A 17417-nucleotide genomic window follows, 5' to 3' on the forward strand; every position below is an offset into this window, starting at 1 on the left:
ATAGTTAAAGTAAACTAGGGATATCTATTGGCTTTACTGCGCCAGATTCTAAATTTCCAAGTTGTATATTTCCAACTCTAACACGCACTAAACGAAGTGTAGGACAGCCAACAGCGCTTGTCATTTTTCTAACTTGCCTAAACTTACCTTCGGTTAAAGTAATAGAAATCCAAGAAACAGGACCATGTCTAGCATCACGTATTTTTTTCCCTCGTTCTGGTAAAAGAGGTGCGTTGTCTAATTTAAAAACTTTACATGGTTTGGTTTGGTACTTTTTACCATCAAAACCAATTTCTACACCTTTTTTTAGTGAACTAATTTCCTCTTGAGAAATATCACCATCAACTAAGGCATAATATTCTTTTTCAATACCACTGGAGTTAACATAATCGCTTAATTTCCCATCTGTAGTTAATAACAATAGGCCTTCACTTTTTTCGTCTAAACGACCAATAGGCATTGTACCTTGAGGAAAACTACCCAACTCACCTAAAAAACGCTTGCGCTTTTGTTGTGTAGAATTACTCGCAAATTGCGAAAGCATACCGTAAGGTTTGTATATTTTAAAATGTTGATGCAATTAGTTTTCGTTTATAATTTTAAAAACCAAAGCTTTAGTTAGTTGTTGTCCGTTCGCTTTTTCGCGAATTAAATCATAACTAAATCTAAAATCACATCCGCTTTTATAATCACTACAACCGTAAGCCGTTTTTCCTTTTATTATTGTGCCTTTATTACATTTTGGACATTTATTTTCTTCGGAAGTACTTTTAGGTTGAATTTTTCCTTTTTTAGGTTCGAACTTTAGCTTAAAATCATCATCAAATCTTACTAGTCCTTCAGCGGAAGCGCCATCAATTTTAAATCCTTTTAAGTTTACAGTTGAGCCTTTTTCTAATAAACGTATAAATTGTTTTTCAGAAATTGTTTTACCTTCAAACTTAAAAGGCATTACAAAGTCACAAGTTTTATTATATTCTGAACAACCATAAGCGGTTTTTCCTTTTAAAATAGCACCTTGTTTACATTTTGGACATTTTTGAGAAGCTATTCCGGCCGCTTTTTTTGTAGCTTTTTTCTTTTTTGCTCCAGCAGGCTTGTTGTTTATAGAGGTTATGTTTGCTTTTCTAGTTTCGCTTCTTACTTCGTAAACTAAGCGATCTACCATTTGCTTCATTTGTTTTATAAAGCTTACAGCACTAAATTCTCCTTTTTCAATATCTTTTAATTGCTTTTCCCATTTTCCTGTGAGTTCTGCAGATTTTAGTAACTCATTTTGAATGGTATCTATTAATTGAATACCTGTAACTGTTGGTAATACTTGCTTTTTATTTCGCTTTATGTATTTTCTTCTAAAAAGAGTTTCAATAATATTGGCACGTGTAGATGGTCTACCAATGCCATTTTCTTTCATTATTTCACGAAGCTCATCATTATCTACTTGTTTTCCTGCGGTTTCCATAGCACGTAGGAGAGAAGCTTCTGTATATTGATTTGGTGGCTTGGTTTGTTTTTCTAAAAATGATGGTTCGTGTGGTCCTTTTTCACCTTTTTCGAACGTAGGTAACATTCCTGTTTCCTTTGTAGGTTTTCCAGGAGTTTCAAATACAATTCTCCAGCCTTTTTCTAAAATCTCTTTTCCTGTAGTTTTAAACTTTACTTTTTCGGCTTTACCAATAACAGTAGTGTTTGATACTTTACATTCTGGATAAAACACGGCTATAAAACGACGTACAATAATATCGTAAACCTGCTGCTGGTTGTATTGCAAGTTCATTTCTTGTCCTGTTGGGATTATGGCATGGTGATCTGTTACCTTACTATCATCAAAAACCTTTTTGGTTTTTTTTAGTTTTTTTCCTTGAAGAGGTTGTGTTAAAGTAGCGTATTTAGTTAGGTTTTTTAATATCGCTGGTACTTTTGGGTACACATCGTTAGGTAGAAATGTTGTATCTACTCTTGGATAGGTTACTACTTTTTGTTCGTATAGTTTTTGTACTATTTTTAAGGTTTCATCTGCACTAAAGCCAAACTTAGTATTACAATACACTTGTAAACCTGTTAAATCGAATAGTTTTGGCGCGTATTCATTACCTGCTTTTTTTGCAATAGAGACGATTTCAAAATCATGCGTTTTAACAATATTAGCAAGTTTTTCTCCATCTTCAACTTTTAAAAATCTACCTTCTTCATAACTAAATAAAGTATCACGATATAATGTTTGTAGCTCCCAATAAGGTTGTGGTTTAAAATTTTCAATTTCTTTAAAACGATTCACTAACATGGCCAATGTTGGTGTTTGCACACGACCAACAGAGAGTACTTGTTTGTAACCACCATGTTTTACGGTATAAAGTCTTGTAGCATTCATGCCTAACAGCCAGTCGCCAATAGCACGAGAAAATCCTGCATAGTATAAATTATCGTAATCGCTGGCTGGTTTTAAATTATTAAAACCTTCTTTTATCGCTTCGGTAGTAAGTGATGAAATCCAAAGTCTTTCTACTTTACCTTTATAATTTGCTTGGTTTAAAACCCAACGTTGTATAAGTTCTCCTTCTTGACCGGCATCACCACAGTTTATAACAACATCTGCTTTTTCAAATAATCCTTTAACAATATTAAATTGTTTTTTTATACCAGAATCTTTAGAAACCTTGGTCTCAAAACGTTCTGGCAGCATTGGTAAGTTGTTTAAATCCCAACTTTTCCAATAAGGTTTATAATCGCTAGGTTCTTTAAGTGTACAAAGGTGTCCAAAAGTGTAAGTTACTGCATAGCCATTGCCTTCGTAGTAACCATCACGTTTTGTTTTGGCACCAAGAACAGCGGCAATTTCTCTTGCTACAGAAGGTTTTTCGGCAATACAGACTTTCATTAATTTAATAGAATTTGGAGACGCAAAATAAGACTTTACACTGTATTGCTAAAGCTTATTTTTAGAGAGTTATTAACGGTTTTTGTAACGCTATTGCCAAGCGACTACAAAACACTTGTTTATTTCACCATTTTTATTTTTTAACCATAACATTGGCGAATACTTTTCTGTTTTAAATGTATTTAGTTCTGGGAGTATATTATTATAGTTTTTCCAAGCTACATTTGGATTTACATCTACTAACCAATCGGTTTTTTTAGGAATGTAAAATTTACAGTTTTCAAATTGTGGTAATTCTGAATACTTAAAATAAAAGCCATAAATGCATTCTGGATTTAAAGTTTTTAACTGTATTTCTTTTCCAAAAGGAATAAATAATTGTGCTTTAAAGTAAATTTTTTGATTAAAATCTCCAGCTTTAAAATTTAAACTATCCAACAATACTTTAGTTTCTGGCGCATAGAGTAGTGGTAATTGTTTTAATTTAAGCTTGTTTAGTTTTTCTATTAAGCTATCACGACGCATTGGTCCAATGCAGCAATCTATTTCTGTGTCACCAAGTGTTTCATCATACAAATAGAATTTAAATTGAATTTCTAAGTGTATTGGCTGGTTGTTGTCTAAAAACAAACAATCCAATTCACCTATAGTTTGATTGTTTTTAGTTTGTATTTGAGGGTTTTCGGTTAAAATTGAAATATTTTTATTTAAAAGTAGCTCGGTAGTAACAAAACGTTCTACACGTTGTCCTAATCTAATTCGCTCTAAACCGCTACCACTAAAAACAGGTGTTTTTTGTTTTGGTAAACGTAATGGTTGCATACCATTTACAGGATTTAAAAATAAATGCGGTGTATTGTAAAAGCCACAAAATTGGGCTTGTAAGCTAGTAAAAAAGTCTTTCATAAGAGATTACGAATGTAAACATTTTAAATTTTTTTAAAAATATTCGTCAAAAGCCTTTAATTCGTTGTATTTTTGCACATCTCAAAATCTTATTTACCATTAATGAAAGTCACAGCTTTAGAATTAGAAGAAAGACAAGAAGGCAAAAGTTTATATAGCTACCAACAAGGTGCAATTAATAAAATTTTCAAGTGTTTTGAAGAAGCGCCTGAGGATTACCATTTATTGTATCAATTACCAACTGGTGGTGGAAAAACAGTTATTTTCTCTGAAATTGTTCGCCAATATTTAAAACATCATAAAAAGCAAGTTTTAGTAATGACACATAGAATTGAGCTTTGTAAGCAAACTTCTAATATGCTGTCTGAATTTGGTGTTAGTAATAAAATTGTAGATTCTAAGGCAGATTTAAGTGATCAAGGTGATTTTAATTGCTTTGTTGCTATGGTTGAAACCTTAAATAATAGGTTAAATGATAACAAACTTGACATTAGTGATATTGGTTTAGTTATTATTGATGAGGCGCACTACAACTCATTTACCAAGCTATTTAAATTTTTTGAGAAATCTTTTATTTTAGGAGTAACAGCAACACCATTAAGTAGTAATATTAACCTTCCAATGAAGGATAATTATGATGAGCTTATTGTTGGAGAAACTATTCAATCTTTAATAGATAATGAGTTTCTGGCACGTGCCGAAGTATTTTCTTACAACGTAGGTTTAACCTCTTTAATTGTTGGTGCAAATGGTGATTATACTGTAAAATCATCTGAAGATTTATATACAAATACAGACATGCTTACTAAGCTTATTCAAGCTTACGAAGAACGCTGTAAAGGAAAGAAAACCTTAATATTTAACAACGGTATTAATACATCGTTACACGTTTATGATACCTTTAGGCGAGCAGGTTACCCAATTGCTCACCTAGATAATAATAATACAAAAAAAGAGCGTAAAGCTATTTTAAAATGGTTTAAAGAAACACCAGATGCCGTATTAACTTCGGTAAGTATTTTAACAACTGGATTTGATGAACCTACTGTAGATTGTATTATTTTAAACAGAGCAACAAAATCTTTAACGCTTTACTACCAAATGATTGGTCGTGGATCGCGTATTTTAAAGAATAAAAACAAATTTACTGTTATAGATTTAGGTAACAACCTTCACCGTTTTGGACCTTGGGGAAGCGACTTAGATTGGCACAAAATATTTAGATCTCCAAACTTTTACTTAGATGGTATTTTAAGTGATGAAGATTTAGAAGAAAACTTTAGGTATGAAATGCCTGAAGAACTTAGAGCAGAATTTGCTAAGTCTGAAGATGTGTATTTTGATGTTAAAGCCATGTACATTAGATCTGTAAGAGAAGGTGATTCGTCCAAAGTAATTTTAGAGCGCTCGATAAAGCATCATGCTAAAATGTGTATAGAAAACAGTGAAGATTTATGGGATGCTTTAGGCTTAGCAAAAATGCTAAAAGACGATATAGATTACCGTATACAACGTTACACAAAATGCATAAGTAAAAGTACTTTTAACTTTGTAGAATGGTTAAAAGATGATTACAAAAAGAAATTAAACGCTTATTTACGTGCTAATTTCGATGAGATGTTTGAAGAAATTCACGGGTATCCACCAGAAGATTAATACAATAAGTAGCTTTTAGCATACTTATTTTACAATTACAAATATAGTCTCGTCGAGTGCAGTCGGGACGCTTAGGTTTTATATTATTTATAATAAGGTCTCGACTGCGCTCGACCAGACAAAAAAATCTAAAAATGAGTACTTTCAGAGACTTAGGAATACACAAAAACTATATAAAATCGCTTAAGGAGTTGGATATAAAAACGCCAACAGAAATTCAAGAACAAGCGATTCCAATTTTAATAAAATCTAAAGTAGATTTTGTTGGCTTAGCACAAACTGGAACAGGAAAAACTGCAGCTTATGGCTTACCTGTTTTACACAAAGTTGATGCTAATAAAAAAAGTGTTCAAGGCTTAATAATAGCACCAACACGTGAATTAGTACAACAAATAAAAAAGCAACTTTTTAAGTTCACCAAATACAACGACAAAAAGATTTTTGTTGAAGGTGTTTACGGTGGCGAGAAAATAGATATTCAAATTAGTAATTTAAAGCGTCCAACACACATTATTGTTGCTACACCAGGACGTTTAGTAGATTTATTAGATAAAAATATAATCGATTTAAAACATATTAATACGCTTGTGCTTGATGAAGCAGACGAAATGTTAAGTATGGGTTTTAAAAAAGATTTAAATATAATTTTAGACGCTACTACAAAAAGCGCCAGAAATACTTGGTTGTTCTCTGCAACAATGCCTACCGATTTAAAAGCTATTGTAAACCGTTATATTTCTAAAGATGCGGCTAGAGTAGAGGTTAACCGAAATAGCATAGTAAACGCAAATATTTCGCACCATTTTGTACAAACACCAATTGTTGATAAAGCACATACTATTATGCGTTTGCTAGACGATAGAGCAGATGAGCGTGGTATTATTTTTTGTAGAACAAAAGCAGGAACACAAGCTTTAAAACAACAATTACAAAAAGAAGGTTTTAATGTTGATGCTTTAGAAGGTGACATGACGCAAAAAGAACGTGATAAAGTTATGCGTGCTTTTAAAAACACCAACTTACAAATTTTAATATCTACAGATGTTTCCGCGCGTGGTATAGATGTAAATAATTTAGCATTTATAATTCACCACCAATTACCAGAACATATAGAATATTACACACATAGAAGTGGAAGAACAGCAAGAGCTGGAAAAAAAGGAGAATCTATAGCTTTAGTCTTACCAAGTGAACTTAAAAAAGTTGCAGAACTAGAAAAGGCTTTAGGTATAAAAATAAAGGAATTAACTTTATAATTCCATGTCTTTAAATATTAAAAGCAATACTTTAACTTATAGCCCTAAGCGATTAGCAATCAAGCTAAATGCAAAAGGAGAGCAGTTTGTATTACAAGGTCATCCTTGGGTTTTTAGTGATAATATTACAAAAGTAAATACCGATGCTAATAGTGGTGATTTAGCCATAATTTTTAGTAAAAATAAAAACAAAGTTATAGGCTTAGGTTTATACGATGCTAATTCTCCAATTCGTATAAAAATGCTACATAGTGGTAATACTCCAGCCACAATAGATAACGCTTTTTTTAAGCAAAAAATAGAAGCAGCATTTGCTAAGCGTAGTGGTTTATTGCAAACCAATACAAACAGCTACCGCTTATTATTTGGTGAAAATGATGGTTTCCCAGGTTTAATAGCAGATGTTTATGCACATGTTTTAGTAGTAAAGTTATATTCTGAAATATGGCTTCCGTATTTAGATGGTATTTTAGAAAGCTTACAAACTGTTAGTAATGCACAAACTATAGTTATTAGATTAAGCCGAAGCTTAGAACAATCAAAACTTCATAATATTAAAAACGGAGCAGTTGTTTATGGTACTTTACCTAACGAAGTTATACAGTTTATAGAGCATGGTGTTCATTTTTCGGCAAATGTAATTAAAGGACACAAAACCGGTTATTTTTTAGACCATCGTGCTAACAGAAAACAAGTAGGCGAGTGGAGTAAAGGCAAAACAGTACTTGATGTATTTAGCTACGCAGGTGGTTTTTCGGTACATGCATTAGCTAATGGAGCTAAAGAAGTTACCAGTTTAGATATAAGTAAACAAGCGCTAGACATTGCTTACCAAAACGGTAAATTAAATAATTACTCAGGAACTCATAAAACCATTGCAGACGATGCCTTTGTAGCTTTAAAAAAGCTAATAAAAAACAAGCAAACGTTTGATGTTGTAGTTATAGATCCGCCAAGTTTTGCAAAGCAGCAAAGCGAAATAGAACTAGCAAAGAAAAAATATGCACAATTAGCACAATTAGGCGTACAGCTTACTGCTAAAAAAGGATTATTAGTATTAGCTTCTTGTTCATCAAGAGTATTAGCTCAAACGTTTTTTGATATCAATGCACAAGTTTTACGCGAAAGCAGTAGAACATCAGACTGTATTTTAAAAACTTACCACGATAGCGACCATCCTATTGGATTTCCAGAAGGCGCTTATTTAAAATGTGGCTATTACAGGTTTGATGTGTAATAACAAATACTTTATATACATAAAAAAGCCGCTTAAATAGCGGCTTTTTTAATATTTAGTATCTAGTGATTAATGCGTTTGCATTGCATCTTTTCGTTTATCAAGTTGTCGCTCTAAAGCATTTATAACTTCTGCAGAACTCTTATGAAAAGAATCTGTTGCGTTTTCTGCAAACAATCTAGGTCCTGGAGCACTTAGTCTAATAGAGGTTTTCATTTTAGAATTTCTATCGCTGGTATTTTCAGTTTTAAAAAACACATCGGCGCGTACTACAAATTCATATTTATTAAATAATTTCTCTAATTTTCCGTTTACATAGGCTTCTAGTTCTTGACTAGCTGTTACGCCATCATATTCATAGTTCACTGTCATATTATTCGTTTTATAGTTATACTTAAAGATAGAAAAAAATCTTGTAGCAAAATCCCTTTTAACCAAAAATTGTGAGTTTTATTCTGTAGTCTGTAAATCTTCTTCCTCACATATTTTTTGTACTTTTAGTTGTGAATTTTTATAACTCTTTAAACAGCAATGAGTAACAAGCCTATTTCCGATTTACACAATCATCCAAGTTTAAAGCCTTACGGCAATCCTGCCAATATTAAAGACATTTGGGATTATTTTAAAAATAAAGAACCTAAAGATTATTTTAAACAAATAAGTGTAAGAAAATGGATTATTAATCTGGTGCTAAAAAAAATGGCTACCTATTCACAGTCTAATTTAGATAGTTGCTTTAAAGGTAATAATAGGTTAATATTCTGCTCGGTTTATCCCATTGAAAAACAATTTTTAAAGCCCGTAAGACCATTTAAAAAAAGTACTGGAGTTCATCGGTTTATATTAGGTTTAATTTTCGGGAAACAGTTCAATTCAAAAAATATTGCTGTAGATAAAAAAATTGTCTCGTTACTTGCAGGCATTTCAATTAAAACGGCAAGTCGGTTAATAGATCCTATTCACGATAATAGTATTGATACCATAGATTATTTTAATGATTATATTTTTGAATACCAGTTTTTATTACATGCTAACGGAAGCACATCTCAACAAAGTTTTAGTGGTGTAAATCCTAAATTTCAGCTTGTAAAAAACTACGAGCATTTTTTAGAAATGCAAGCGAATGATACTATTTGTGGTATTATGACCATTGAAGGCATGCATGGTTTGGGTGTTTATAATAAAACCGATTTGTTTGAAACCGAAAAAATAGAATCTTTACCATTAGAGCGCCAAAACAAGCTAAAATTGGCGTTTATTGAAAATATTGAAGCGCTAAAAAAGGAAATGTTTCCTCCGTTTTTTATAACCTTTGCACACCATTTTAATAACTTATTAGTTGGCCATGCTAAAAGCTTTATGGATGGTAAAGGCACGTTTGATCCTGGATTTTCAGATATTTTTGACCAAACTTTAGGTCAAGATTTAGGCATTTCTAGTTTTGGAGCCATTTTAATTTCCGATCATTTATTATCTCGAGAAAACGGACAACGTATTTTAATAGACATTAAACACATGTCTGTTTTAGCACGAAAAAGCTATTACAATATGTTAGCTCATTTTAGAGAAAAAAGTGAAGCATTACATGATAATGTACCCATTATTAGTAGTCATACAGCAATAAGCGGTATTAAGACTTTAGACGATGCGTTACATAAAAAAGACAATTTTAAATTAGATAAAAACTCATACGTGAGTTTGTGGGATATTAATTTAACCGATGAGGATATTGTTGAAATTTTTAAGTCTGATGGTTTAATTGGTATTTGCATGCACGATGGCAGAATGCCAGGAAACAGGTTTAGAAAATTATTAAAAAAAGCAGATGCCGAAACGACCAAAAAACTACATGTACAGCTATTTTTAACAAATGTTTTTCATATAGTTAAAGTCAATTTAAATTATATAAGAACCGTAAATAAAACCAGAACAACCTCTAAAATAGACGAAGTAGAGGCGTGGAAGACTGTTTGTTTAGGTAGTGATAATGACGGTATTGTAGATCCTTTTGACCATTATAGTACAGCGGCAGATTTACCTGCATTTAGAGCAAAAATACTTGAAGCTTTAAACCATTATGTATTAGAAGATTATGTAGGTTTTAATGTCATTAATTTACCAGATGAAACACAATTTACCATACAAGAATTAGACGATTTAATGGTAGGACAACCGTTTGTAGAAGCCATAGACAAGCTTTTTTATAATAATACCGATGCGTTTTTGAGTAAGTATTTTACAAAGGCATATTTAAACCAAACCGAAGCCGATTTAATCGTTTAATTATAAAGTTCTAAATCTTTAATTGTATTATTAAAATTATGAGATTTTACTTTAATGTAAGTTACTTTAAACGTTTCACCAAGATGTTTTCCGTTTTTTAAACCCTTAGTATAATTGGTGTCTTTTAAAATATAATCGAAAGACATGGCTTGGTTTTGCGTATTTGTAAAAAAATAATGTCCGCCTTCAAAACCATCAAAGGTTAAAAGTTCAGAGATTTCGTTTGTAGTTTCAGTAGATTTATTTACAGAATTATTTGCATTAAAAATCATTGTGAAACCTAATGCAATAAATAGAAATAGAGTTTTCATGATTATAATTTTTTAGTTTGCAATAAGCACGTATGCTTTTTAAATCTCTACTAAAGTTACAGAATAATTAAAGCAGCTGAAAATAATAGGCCATATTTTAAGAATACTTTAATAGCATTATACCTTTTTATTTTACGCGGAAAGTATGCAAGTTGCTAAATAGAACAGTAGTTAAACATATTCTATTTTACATAATATTAATTATAGTACATTTTATAGCAATTAGCGTAATAGCGTTTTTGGGCGATATTTGACATAATTGCAGATATAACGTCGTAGAGTTATATCGATAGTAATTATGTCAAGCTAATTGTGGCTTCGTTAGCATAATTTAGATGTGCAGTTATAATTCTATACCATATAAAATAGCCAAGAATATGTTTAGTTAAAATTGAATATTTAATATTTAACTAATTAAACTATATCGTTTTGTTTAGCTTATAATTTTAATATGCTGTATAATCCATCATCATTTTTTATACACGCGATTCTCGTGAGCTTGTCATGAGACCATAAATTTCATGAAATCGAATTTTTACTAGATTTACGAACACATTTGAAGTTTTATTCTATTCTGGTTATTATCATTTTTTTTAAGAAGCTATTTCTATATTATGTAAAATAGAACTAATTTAGGCAAATATGATTTGAAACGATATTTTAGTAAAATATTATATACAAATACAATCATCCACTGGATCATTGCATTTGTATAGCCTAAAATATGGACGCTCCACTCACCTATTGTTTTATCAAAATTTTATGAGGTCTAGAGACCATTTTGACTGTCATTTTTTTATATTTATGATTTTATAAATTAAATGAGAATAGTACATCTATCTGACATACATTTATCCGAAGATAACTTTGATGAGTTTCATGATAATTATCTTGAAGCACTAATAAATGACCTTGCTGATTTTCATTCAACTAATAATATTGATTTAATAGTTATTACAGGTGATTTAGTTGACAAAGGAGGTCATTCATTGTTAGGTATGAAAGAATTCGAGGGATTTGACTCTCCTTATGAAATTTTCGAAAAGGTATTTATTAAGCCTATTTCTTCGTTTCTTGGTTTAGGAAATGAAAATTTTTTATTTATTCCAGGGAATCATGATATTGATGAAAACGGTATTCTTTGGGTTGATGAAAAATCATTAAAAGAAAAATTATCCAAAGATACTATCAAAGAACAACTCAAATTAAACGAAAGGACTTTTAATTCAACAAATAAGAGGATACAAACATTTAAAGAATTTGAGAAAAAATTCCATAAGGAAACTATAAATTATGAGTTCACCAATAATGAATCAACTTATCTCTTCAACGATAAAGTATCAAATTCTAATATAGGATTTATCTTAATAAATGATTCTTGGAGATGTTCTACATGCCAATTAAAAGATTCAAAATTAAATAATCATTATGTCGGAATTAAGCAGTTTTATTGGGCTATAGAAAAATTAAAACAATTAAATCAAGGTGTAGATCTTGACAAAGTAATTTGTCTTTTTCATCATTCTATAGAAGAATACACAGAAAAAGAAGAAGTTAAAAGATTTTTAATCAACAAAGACGTAGACTTATTTTTGTATGGTCATCATCACAGTATAAAATCAGAATATTTATTTACTCCTATGAATGGTTGTCATGGATTCAGAGGAAGAGCGGCTTTAAATAAGCCTGATGAGCAAATAGATATATTTCAACCAGGTTATCAAATAATTGATATTGATTTACTATCAAATAGGATAAGTCAAATATATCATCGTAAATATGTTTTTAATTCTTCGATGTTTGCTCCTGACACTACATCTGCTCCTCCATTAGGAGTTGATAACAATTCATCACGTGGTTCAATTGGATATGAGTTTTCTCAGAAAACAAATAATTCAAATTACCTTGGACAGTTAAAACTCGAAAATTTTAAAAGAGAATAGATGAAATTTTACGAAAAAAGATATATAACGAAATATGATGGCTCTGATATTACTTCATTTATTAATGATGAAAATGATATTACATTAAGGGCTGGAATAATGTCATATAATAAAATTATTCTTTTAGGAAATCCTGGAGTTGGTAAAACCACAGAACTTAATAATCTCTTCAATTTACTTTGGAATGAAAAAGAAGAAACTGGGGTTATTCCATTTTTCATTAATTTAAAATATTATAGAAAGACCATATCTTTTGATGAACTAATAAATAATGATGATTGGAAAAAATTTTCACAAGTTATATTTGTTTTAGATGGACTTGATGAAATCGCTGATATTCAAGATTTTATTTCTGAATTTGAGAATTTTATATCAAAAAATAAGAATAGAAATATAAAGTATGTAATTAGTTGTAGAACTAATATTTACAGTAAATATTTAGCTAAAATATCTGGTTTTCAACCTTTTATGTTGAAATCAATTACTGTCAGTCAATCTAAATCTATTTTAGAAAAAAAGTTTAATATTAGAAATATAGATGAAAAGTTTTTTGAAAATATTGATACACCTTTTTTTCTCAATCTCTTTGCAGAATATTACAACGAAAATAGAAACATACCACAGAACACTTCTCAAATATGGGAACTTTATATTGATAAGGCTCTAGATAATCATAAGAGTAAGGTAATTAAACGAACTGTACTTAATAAACCAAAATCAATCAAATTATTAAAACTACTATCATTAGTAAATGAATTAATGCAAAAAAATTATGCTACTGATGAGGAACTTTATGAAATTGTTGGTGATGAATATGATGAGTTCATTGAAAATCCTTTCCTTATTAAAAATGAAGACTCTAGTTACTGGAGTTTTATACATAGGCAAATACAAGAATATTTTGTCGCAAAGTGTCTTGTAGATAAAGATTTTTCTGAAATTCTAGATTTTATTAAAATAGATAAAACACAATCTGTTCATCCTTCTTTATTCAATTCATTAACATTTTTACTTGATATAATGGATATTGACAAACCTAACTATATAGAATTATTAAGTTGGTTAAAAAGTAATCAAATAGAGTTGTTATTTAAATCAGATTCAAACAGATTAAATAAAAATATAAGAATAGAGGTTTTTCAGGAATATTTTGAAGAAGAATGTATTAATAAGACTTTATGGATTAGTACTCGAAGAACTTTTGAAGTAAGTGAAATTGGGGTTTTTGGAGATTGTAAAGAAAATTTCGATTACTTAATTAATATAATTTCAACATATAAAGATTACCACTTTAGAGTATTATATTCTGCATTAAATTTGTTGGGCTACTTTACTAATTCTTCTTTTGATCAAGAAGAATTAAAATCATTCCTATTAAAAAAATTAAATTCAATTGATTTTCCGATTGATGCAAAATCTGAAATTTTGAGAATAATTCAAAAGTTTAATTTGGCAAAGGATGACTCAAAATATATGTCCATTATTTATGAGCTTTTTAAAACAGAAACAAATAAAAAACTAAACAATAGCTTATTGTCTTTAATTCATGACGAAGAAAATATTGATATCTATAGTCAATTTTTGAAAGATGAGTTTTTGATGGCTAATGGTTATATAAAACGTAAAGATGAAGATGAAGTAATTAGAGGTAATAAGTATATTATTAATAAATTAATATTAAGACTTTCTAGCTCTAAAGACTTCTTGGACATATTTAAATATTACTTTAACAATGATGGTAAAGTATCCTACTATGATAATTTCGAAGATGAACTAATTGAAAAATGTTCAACATTTATTAAAGCTGATAAAACATTTATAACGCACTTATTAGGTCAAATTAATGAGGACTATAGTTTTCATATGAATAGACAATTTTTAATTAAAATAATTAGAAAAAGTAATACTGAAGATGTTGCGCTAAATTATTTAATTGAAAAAAAGGAGATTGACAATATAAGATTTTTTGTAGCTGAATTAGTAAATGAAAATAATATTAATCAATTAGTTGAAGTTTTATTTGAAAAAAAATTACCGAATCAAGAGATTGAATATTTTAGAAATAATATTGGTAATTCCAATAGTCGAGATTTAGCTGTAAAGTTTAATGATTTAATGGAAGCGAAAGGTGTAAATTTCAAAGAGCCCGTTTTTACAAATGAGAAGGCAAAACTATATCAAATTAATTTCAAAAAACATATTCAAGAAAACTTTGATATTCTTTTTGACAAAGACAAATTACAAAATGAAATAAAAACAGTCTTTGAAAATAATGGTAATTCTATTACTGGAAGCGATTTGCATAAAATTAGAAGAGACTGGTATGATAAAAATGGACATGGTAATGTTATAGATACCTCAATTAGTATTATTGATAAATACATTTATTCTAGAAATGACAATCCTATAACATTTGATGATATAATGAAAATAATCGATAATGATGATTTTATTATTATTAAGAAAATTAGACAAACTATTGAGCAGTATAAAAGTAACAATAGAGATTTCAGGATATCAAAAAAGCAAATAAACAATATTAAAGAATGGGCTTTAAAAGAAGTGCCTCAAATAGACTTTAACGAAGTTGCACATTCATCAGGTGATTCTTCGTTTTATTATTTAAGAAACTATAAAAAATTAGAGACTATTTTTTATTTTCAAAAGCTATTTGATTTTGAATTACCGCAAGATTTCTTACTAAATAGTATAGAGTTCTATGAATTTGATAAATCAGGTGAAATAGATGAAAGCTTTGATCATTTATATAATTTAATTAACAACAAGTATTTGTTTGATAAACAAGTTACAGAAAATATAAAATCAAAAGAATTAATTGGTTTATCAATGTCTAAACATATTAGCTATGCATTATCAAACCAATTGGAAATGACATATCAATCAATAAGAAAACACTTATTAAAAGGTAAATCAATTTTTCATGAAAGTAAAAAACTAGAAGATTATGTCAATTGTACCAATGACACTTTAATTTTAAAAGAGTTATGTGTTGATAACGAAAGTTATCAATTTTGGAGCTCAATTGAACTAATGCAAAAACTAAATATTAATATTCCTTTTTGTAAAGAAAAGGCAATTGAATATTTAGAAAGTGGAAATGAAAGATATACTATAAACGCTTTAGATGTCTTATTGAATTTAAATGATTCTGAAGCCTTCAAATTTATCTTAAAAAACTTAAAAAAAGGCTTTACTCCTTCTTTTCATGGCATGAAATATTCTAGCTTTAATAACATAAGCGACATTCAAGATTTAACTGAATTATTTGATATTATTTACAATAAAGAATTTGATAAATTCGAGTCTAATTATTATAGAGGTTTCTATAAAATGTTAATTTCAAATCTTTCAATTAAGGAAGAGGATTTTGTAAAGGTACAAGCTGTCTTAAATGAAATTAAACAATCTTTAATAAAATCTGAATCTGACTTATTTTATATTAACTTATTAATTGATGATTCTATTAATAGTCATATAAACTCTAAATCAAAACCGTATAGACTTAAAGCTGCAAAGGAAAAAGCCTTAACCTTAACATCTTAATATTCCATTCCATACACATTTCCACTTCACTCCTATCGTCGCTTCGGGCAAAGAGTATTCCATTAATATTGAAGAAGATACATTTGTCAAGAAAAAAATAAAGGAAATGATGTATTATACTTTCGCTTTTAGCCAAAGCTCAAGTTACATAACGCAGAACATTATAGTACATTTTATAACAATTTGCGTAATAGCGCTTTTTAGCGATATTAGACATAATTGCAGATATAACGTCTTTAAACTGATATCGAGTAATTATGTACAAGCTAATTATGGCTTCGTTAGAGTAATTTAGATGTGCAGCTATTAGTGCTATTAAATTACACTCTAAAAATTATGATTCACTATTCAATTCGGTCATAATTTCGGCAAATAGTTTATACGATTTTATTCTATCGTTTATGCTATAAATATTTGTTACGGCTATTAATTCGTCTGCCTGAGTATTTTCAATAAATGCTTTTACTTGAGCTTTTACAGTTGCTTTACTTCCTATAAAAGAATATTTAAGCATTTGATGTACTTGTGGATTTTGCATAACTTCTCTATAATCGTTAGTCATATCTGTTGGTGGTTGTACAAAATCACGTTTTCCTGTAAAGAGACCAACAATCATACGAATTAATGAGGTTGATAGCCTTTGGGCTTCTTCATCTGTATCTGCAATAATAATATTTACACCTGCTATTACATATGGCTTTTCTAAAGCTTTGGAAGGCTTAAATTCGTTACGATAAATACTTAAAGCATCCAATAAATGAGCGGTTGCAAAATGGCTTGCAAAGGCATAAGGCAGTCCTTTTTTGGCTGCTAAATGTGCACTATCTGTACTCGAACCTAAAATATAAACGGGTACGTTTACACCTTCGGCAACTGTTGCACGAACTTTAGATTTGGTGTTTTCAGCAGAAAAATAGCCTTGTATTTTTTCTAACTCATTAGGGAATGATTGTGCTGCCTGCATAAAATCTGGCCTTATGGCTTGAGCGGTTTCTCTATCGGTTCCTGGCGCTCTGCCTAAACCTAAATCTATTCTGTTTGGATAAAGCGATCCTAATGTTCCAAATTGTTCTGCAATTATTAATGGCGAATGGTTTGGTAACATAATACCACCAGAACCTACTCGCAAAGTATTTGTGCCTTGAGCGACATAACCTATTAAAATAGAGGTTGCACTACTGGCTATATTATGGGAATTGTGATGCTCTGCCAGCCAATAGCGATTATAACCAAAAGCTTCGGCACTTTGTGCTAATTTTAAAGTATTATTAAATGTTTCTTTTAAACTATGGTTTTGTGAAACTAGTGCTAAATCTAATATAGAATATAATGTGTTTTTTACTGCCATAAGGTGAGATTCTTAATCCTTTTTAATCATAAGGA

At 29.7% G+C, this 17417-nt stretch carries 12 protein-coding genes; 6 read left to right on the forward strand and 6 right to left on the reverse strand.

Annotated elements, in window-relative coordinates; all coding sequences use genetic code 11:
- Window positions 1-4: 4 nt before the first annotated feature.
- The 3 genes from BM549_RS00510 to BM549_RS00520 all read right to left on the reverse strand — a co-directional run bounded on the left by BM549_RS00510 (window position 5) and on the right by BM549_RS00520 (window position 3784).
- Window positions 5-580, reverse strand: coding sequence for a pseudouridine synthase (locus tag BM549_RS00510; RefSeq protein ID WP_013871150.1), 576 nt, complete (start codon window positions 578-580; stop codon window positions 5-7).
- A complete protein-coding gene (locus BM549_RS00515; protein ID WP_290468458.1) occupies window positions 581-2878 on the reverse strand; it encodes a type IA DNA topoisomerase in 2298 nt (765 codons plus the stop codon).
- Window positions 2879-2968: 90 nt separating this feature from the next.
- Window positions 2969-3784, reverse strand: a complete 816-nt coding sequence (locus BM549_RS00520) for a DUF1853 family protein (RefSeq protein WP_290468459.1) — start codon at window positions 3782-3784, stop codon at window positions 2969-2971.
- Between the two features lie 102 nt (window positions 3785-3886).
- On the opposite strand from BM549_RS00520, the gene BM549_RS00525 reads away from it, so the two are divergent.
- The 3 genes from BM549_RS00525 (at window position 3887) to BM549_RS00535 (ending at window position 7933) form a co-directional block, all read left to right on the forward strand.
- Entirely contained in the window at window positions 3887-5440 is a 1554-nt protein-coding gene (locus tag BM549_RS00525; RefSeq protein WP_290468460.1) for a DEAD/DEAH box helicase, read from the forward strand.
- A gap of 134 nt (window positions 5441-5574) precedes the next feature.
- Window positions 5575-6696 carry a DEAD/DEAH box helicase gene (locus tag BM549_RS00530; RefSeq protein WP_013871146.1) on the forward strand — a complete coding sequence of 374 codons (1122 nt, stop codon included), beginning with the start codon at window positions 5575-5577 and terminating at the stop codon, window positions 6694-6696.
- A gap of 4 nt (window positions 6697-6700) precedes the next feature.
- The gene (locus tag BM549_RS00535) at window positions 6701-7933 is read left to right on the forward strand and encodes a class I SAM-dependent rRNA methyltransferase (RefSeq protein ID WP_290468461.1); all 1233 of its coding nucleotides are present in this window, start codon (window positions 6701-6703) and stop codon (window positions 7931-7933) included.
- Between the two features lie 69 nt (window positions 7934-8002).
- Here the strand turns inward: BM549_RS00535 and raiA are convergent, their stop codons facing one another.
- Window positions 8003-8305, reverse strand: a complete 303-nt coding sequence (gene raiA, locus BM549_RS00540) for a ribosome-associated translation inhibitor RaiA (RefSeq protein ID WP_013871144.1) — start codon at window positions 8303-8305, stop codon at window positions 8003-8005.
- Window positions 8306-8464: 159 nt separating this feature from the next.
- On the opposite strand from raiA, the gene BM549_RS00545 reads away from it, so the two are divergent.
- Window positions 8465-10216 (forward strand): hypothetical protein, encoded by a 1752-nt coding sequence (locus BM549_RS00545; RefSeq protein WP_290468462.1) that lies wholly within the window; start codon window positions 8465-8467, stop codon window positions 10214-10216.
- Here the strand turns inward: BM549_RS00545 and BM549_RS00550 are convergent.
- A complete protein-coding gene (locus BM549_RS00550; protein ID WP_290468463.1) occupies window positions 10213-10527 on the reverse strand; it encodes a hypothetical protein in 315 nt (104 codons plus the stop codon). The genes BM549_RS00545 and BM549_RS00550 overlap by 4 nt on opposite strands.
- A gap of 821 nt (window positions 10528-11348) precedes the next feature.
- Here BM549_RS00550 and BM549_RS00555 point away from each other — a divergent pair.
- Both BM549_RS00555 and BM549_RS00560 read left to right on the forward strand, forming a co-directional pair.
- A complete protein-coding gene (locus tag BM549_RS00555) occupies window positions 11349-12470 on the forward strand; it encodes a metallophosphoesterase (RefSeq protein ID WP_290468464.1) in 1122 nt (373 codons plus the stop codon).
- Window positions 12471-16034, forward strand: a complete 3564-nt coding sequence (locus tag BM549_RS00560; RefSeq protein WP_290468465.1) for an NACHT domain-containing NTPase — start codon at window positions 12471-12473, stop codon at window positions 16032-16034.
- Between the two features lie 334 nt (window positions 16035-16368).
- On the opposite strand, the gene BM549_RS00565 is transcribed toward BM549_RS00560, so the two are convergent.
- Window positions 16369-17382: an LLM class flavin-dependent oxidoreductase gene (locus BM549_RS00565; RefSeq protein WP_290468466.1), complete on the reverse strand. Its 1014-nt coding sequence runs from the start codon at window positions 17380-17382 to the stop codon at window positions 16369-16371.
- Window positions 17383-17417: the final 35 nt, after the last annotated feature.

Origin of the sequence: Lacinutrix sp. MedPE-SW, from assembly GCF_001874145.1 — a bacterium.
GTDB lineage: Bacteria > Bacteroidota > Bacteroidia > Flavobacteriales > Flavobacteriaceae > Lacinutrix.

Excerpts from the sequence above, each read along its gene's own strand:
- BM549_RS00515 (WP_290468458.1), bottom strand. The coding sequence starts at position 2,878 with ATGAAAGTCTGTATTGCCGAAAAACCTTCTGTAGCAAGAGAAATTGCC.
- BM549_RS00520 (WP_290468459.1), bottom strand. The coding sequence starts at position 3,784 with ATGAAAGACTTTTTTACTAGCTTACAAGCCCAATTTTGTGGCTTTTAC.
- BM549_RS00525 (WP_290468460.1), top strand. The coding sequence starts at position 3,887 with ATGAAAGTCACAGCTTTAGAATTAGAAGAAAGACAAGAAGGCAAAAGT.
- BM549_RS00530 (WP_013871146.1), top strand. The coding sequence starts at position 5,575 with ATGAGTACTTTCAGAGACTTAGGAATACACAAAAACTATATAAAATCG.
- BM549_RS00535 (WP_290468461.1), top strand. The coding sequence starts at position 6,701 with ATGTCTTTAAATATTAAAAGCAATACTTTAACTTATAGCCCTAAGCGA.
- raiA (WP_013871144.1), bottom strand. The coding sequence starts at position 8,305 with ATGACAGTGAACTATGAATATGATGGCGTAACAGCTAGTCAAGAACTA.
- BM549_RS00545 (WP_290468462.1), top strand. The coding sequence starts at position 8,465 with ATGAGTAACAAGCCTATTTCCGATTTACACAATCATCCAAGTTTAAAG.
- BM549_RS00550 (WP_290468463.1), bottom strand. The coding sequence starts at position 10,527 with ATGAAAACTCTATTTCTATTTATTGCATTAGGTTTCACAATGATTTTT.
- BM549_RS00555 (WP_290468464.1), top strand. The coding sequence starts at position 11,349 with ATGAGAATAGTACATCTATCTGACATACATTTATCCGAAGATAACTTT.
- BM549_RS00560 (WP_290468465.1), top strand. The coding sequence starts at position 12,471 with ATGAAATTTTACGAAAAAAGATATATAACGAAATATGATGGCTCTGAT.
- BM549_RS00565 (WP_290468466.1), bottom strand. The coding sequence starts at position 17,382 with ATGGCAGTAAAAAACACATTATATTCTATATTAGATTTAGCACTAGTT.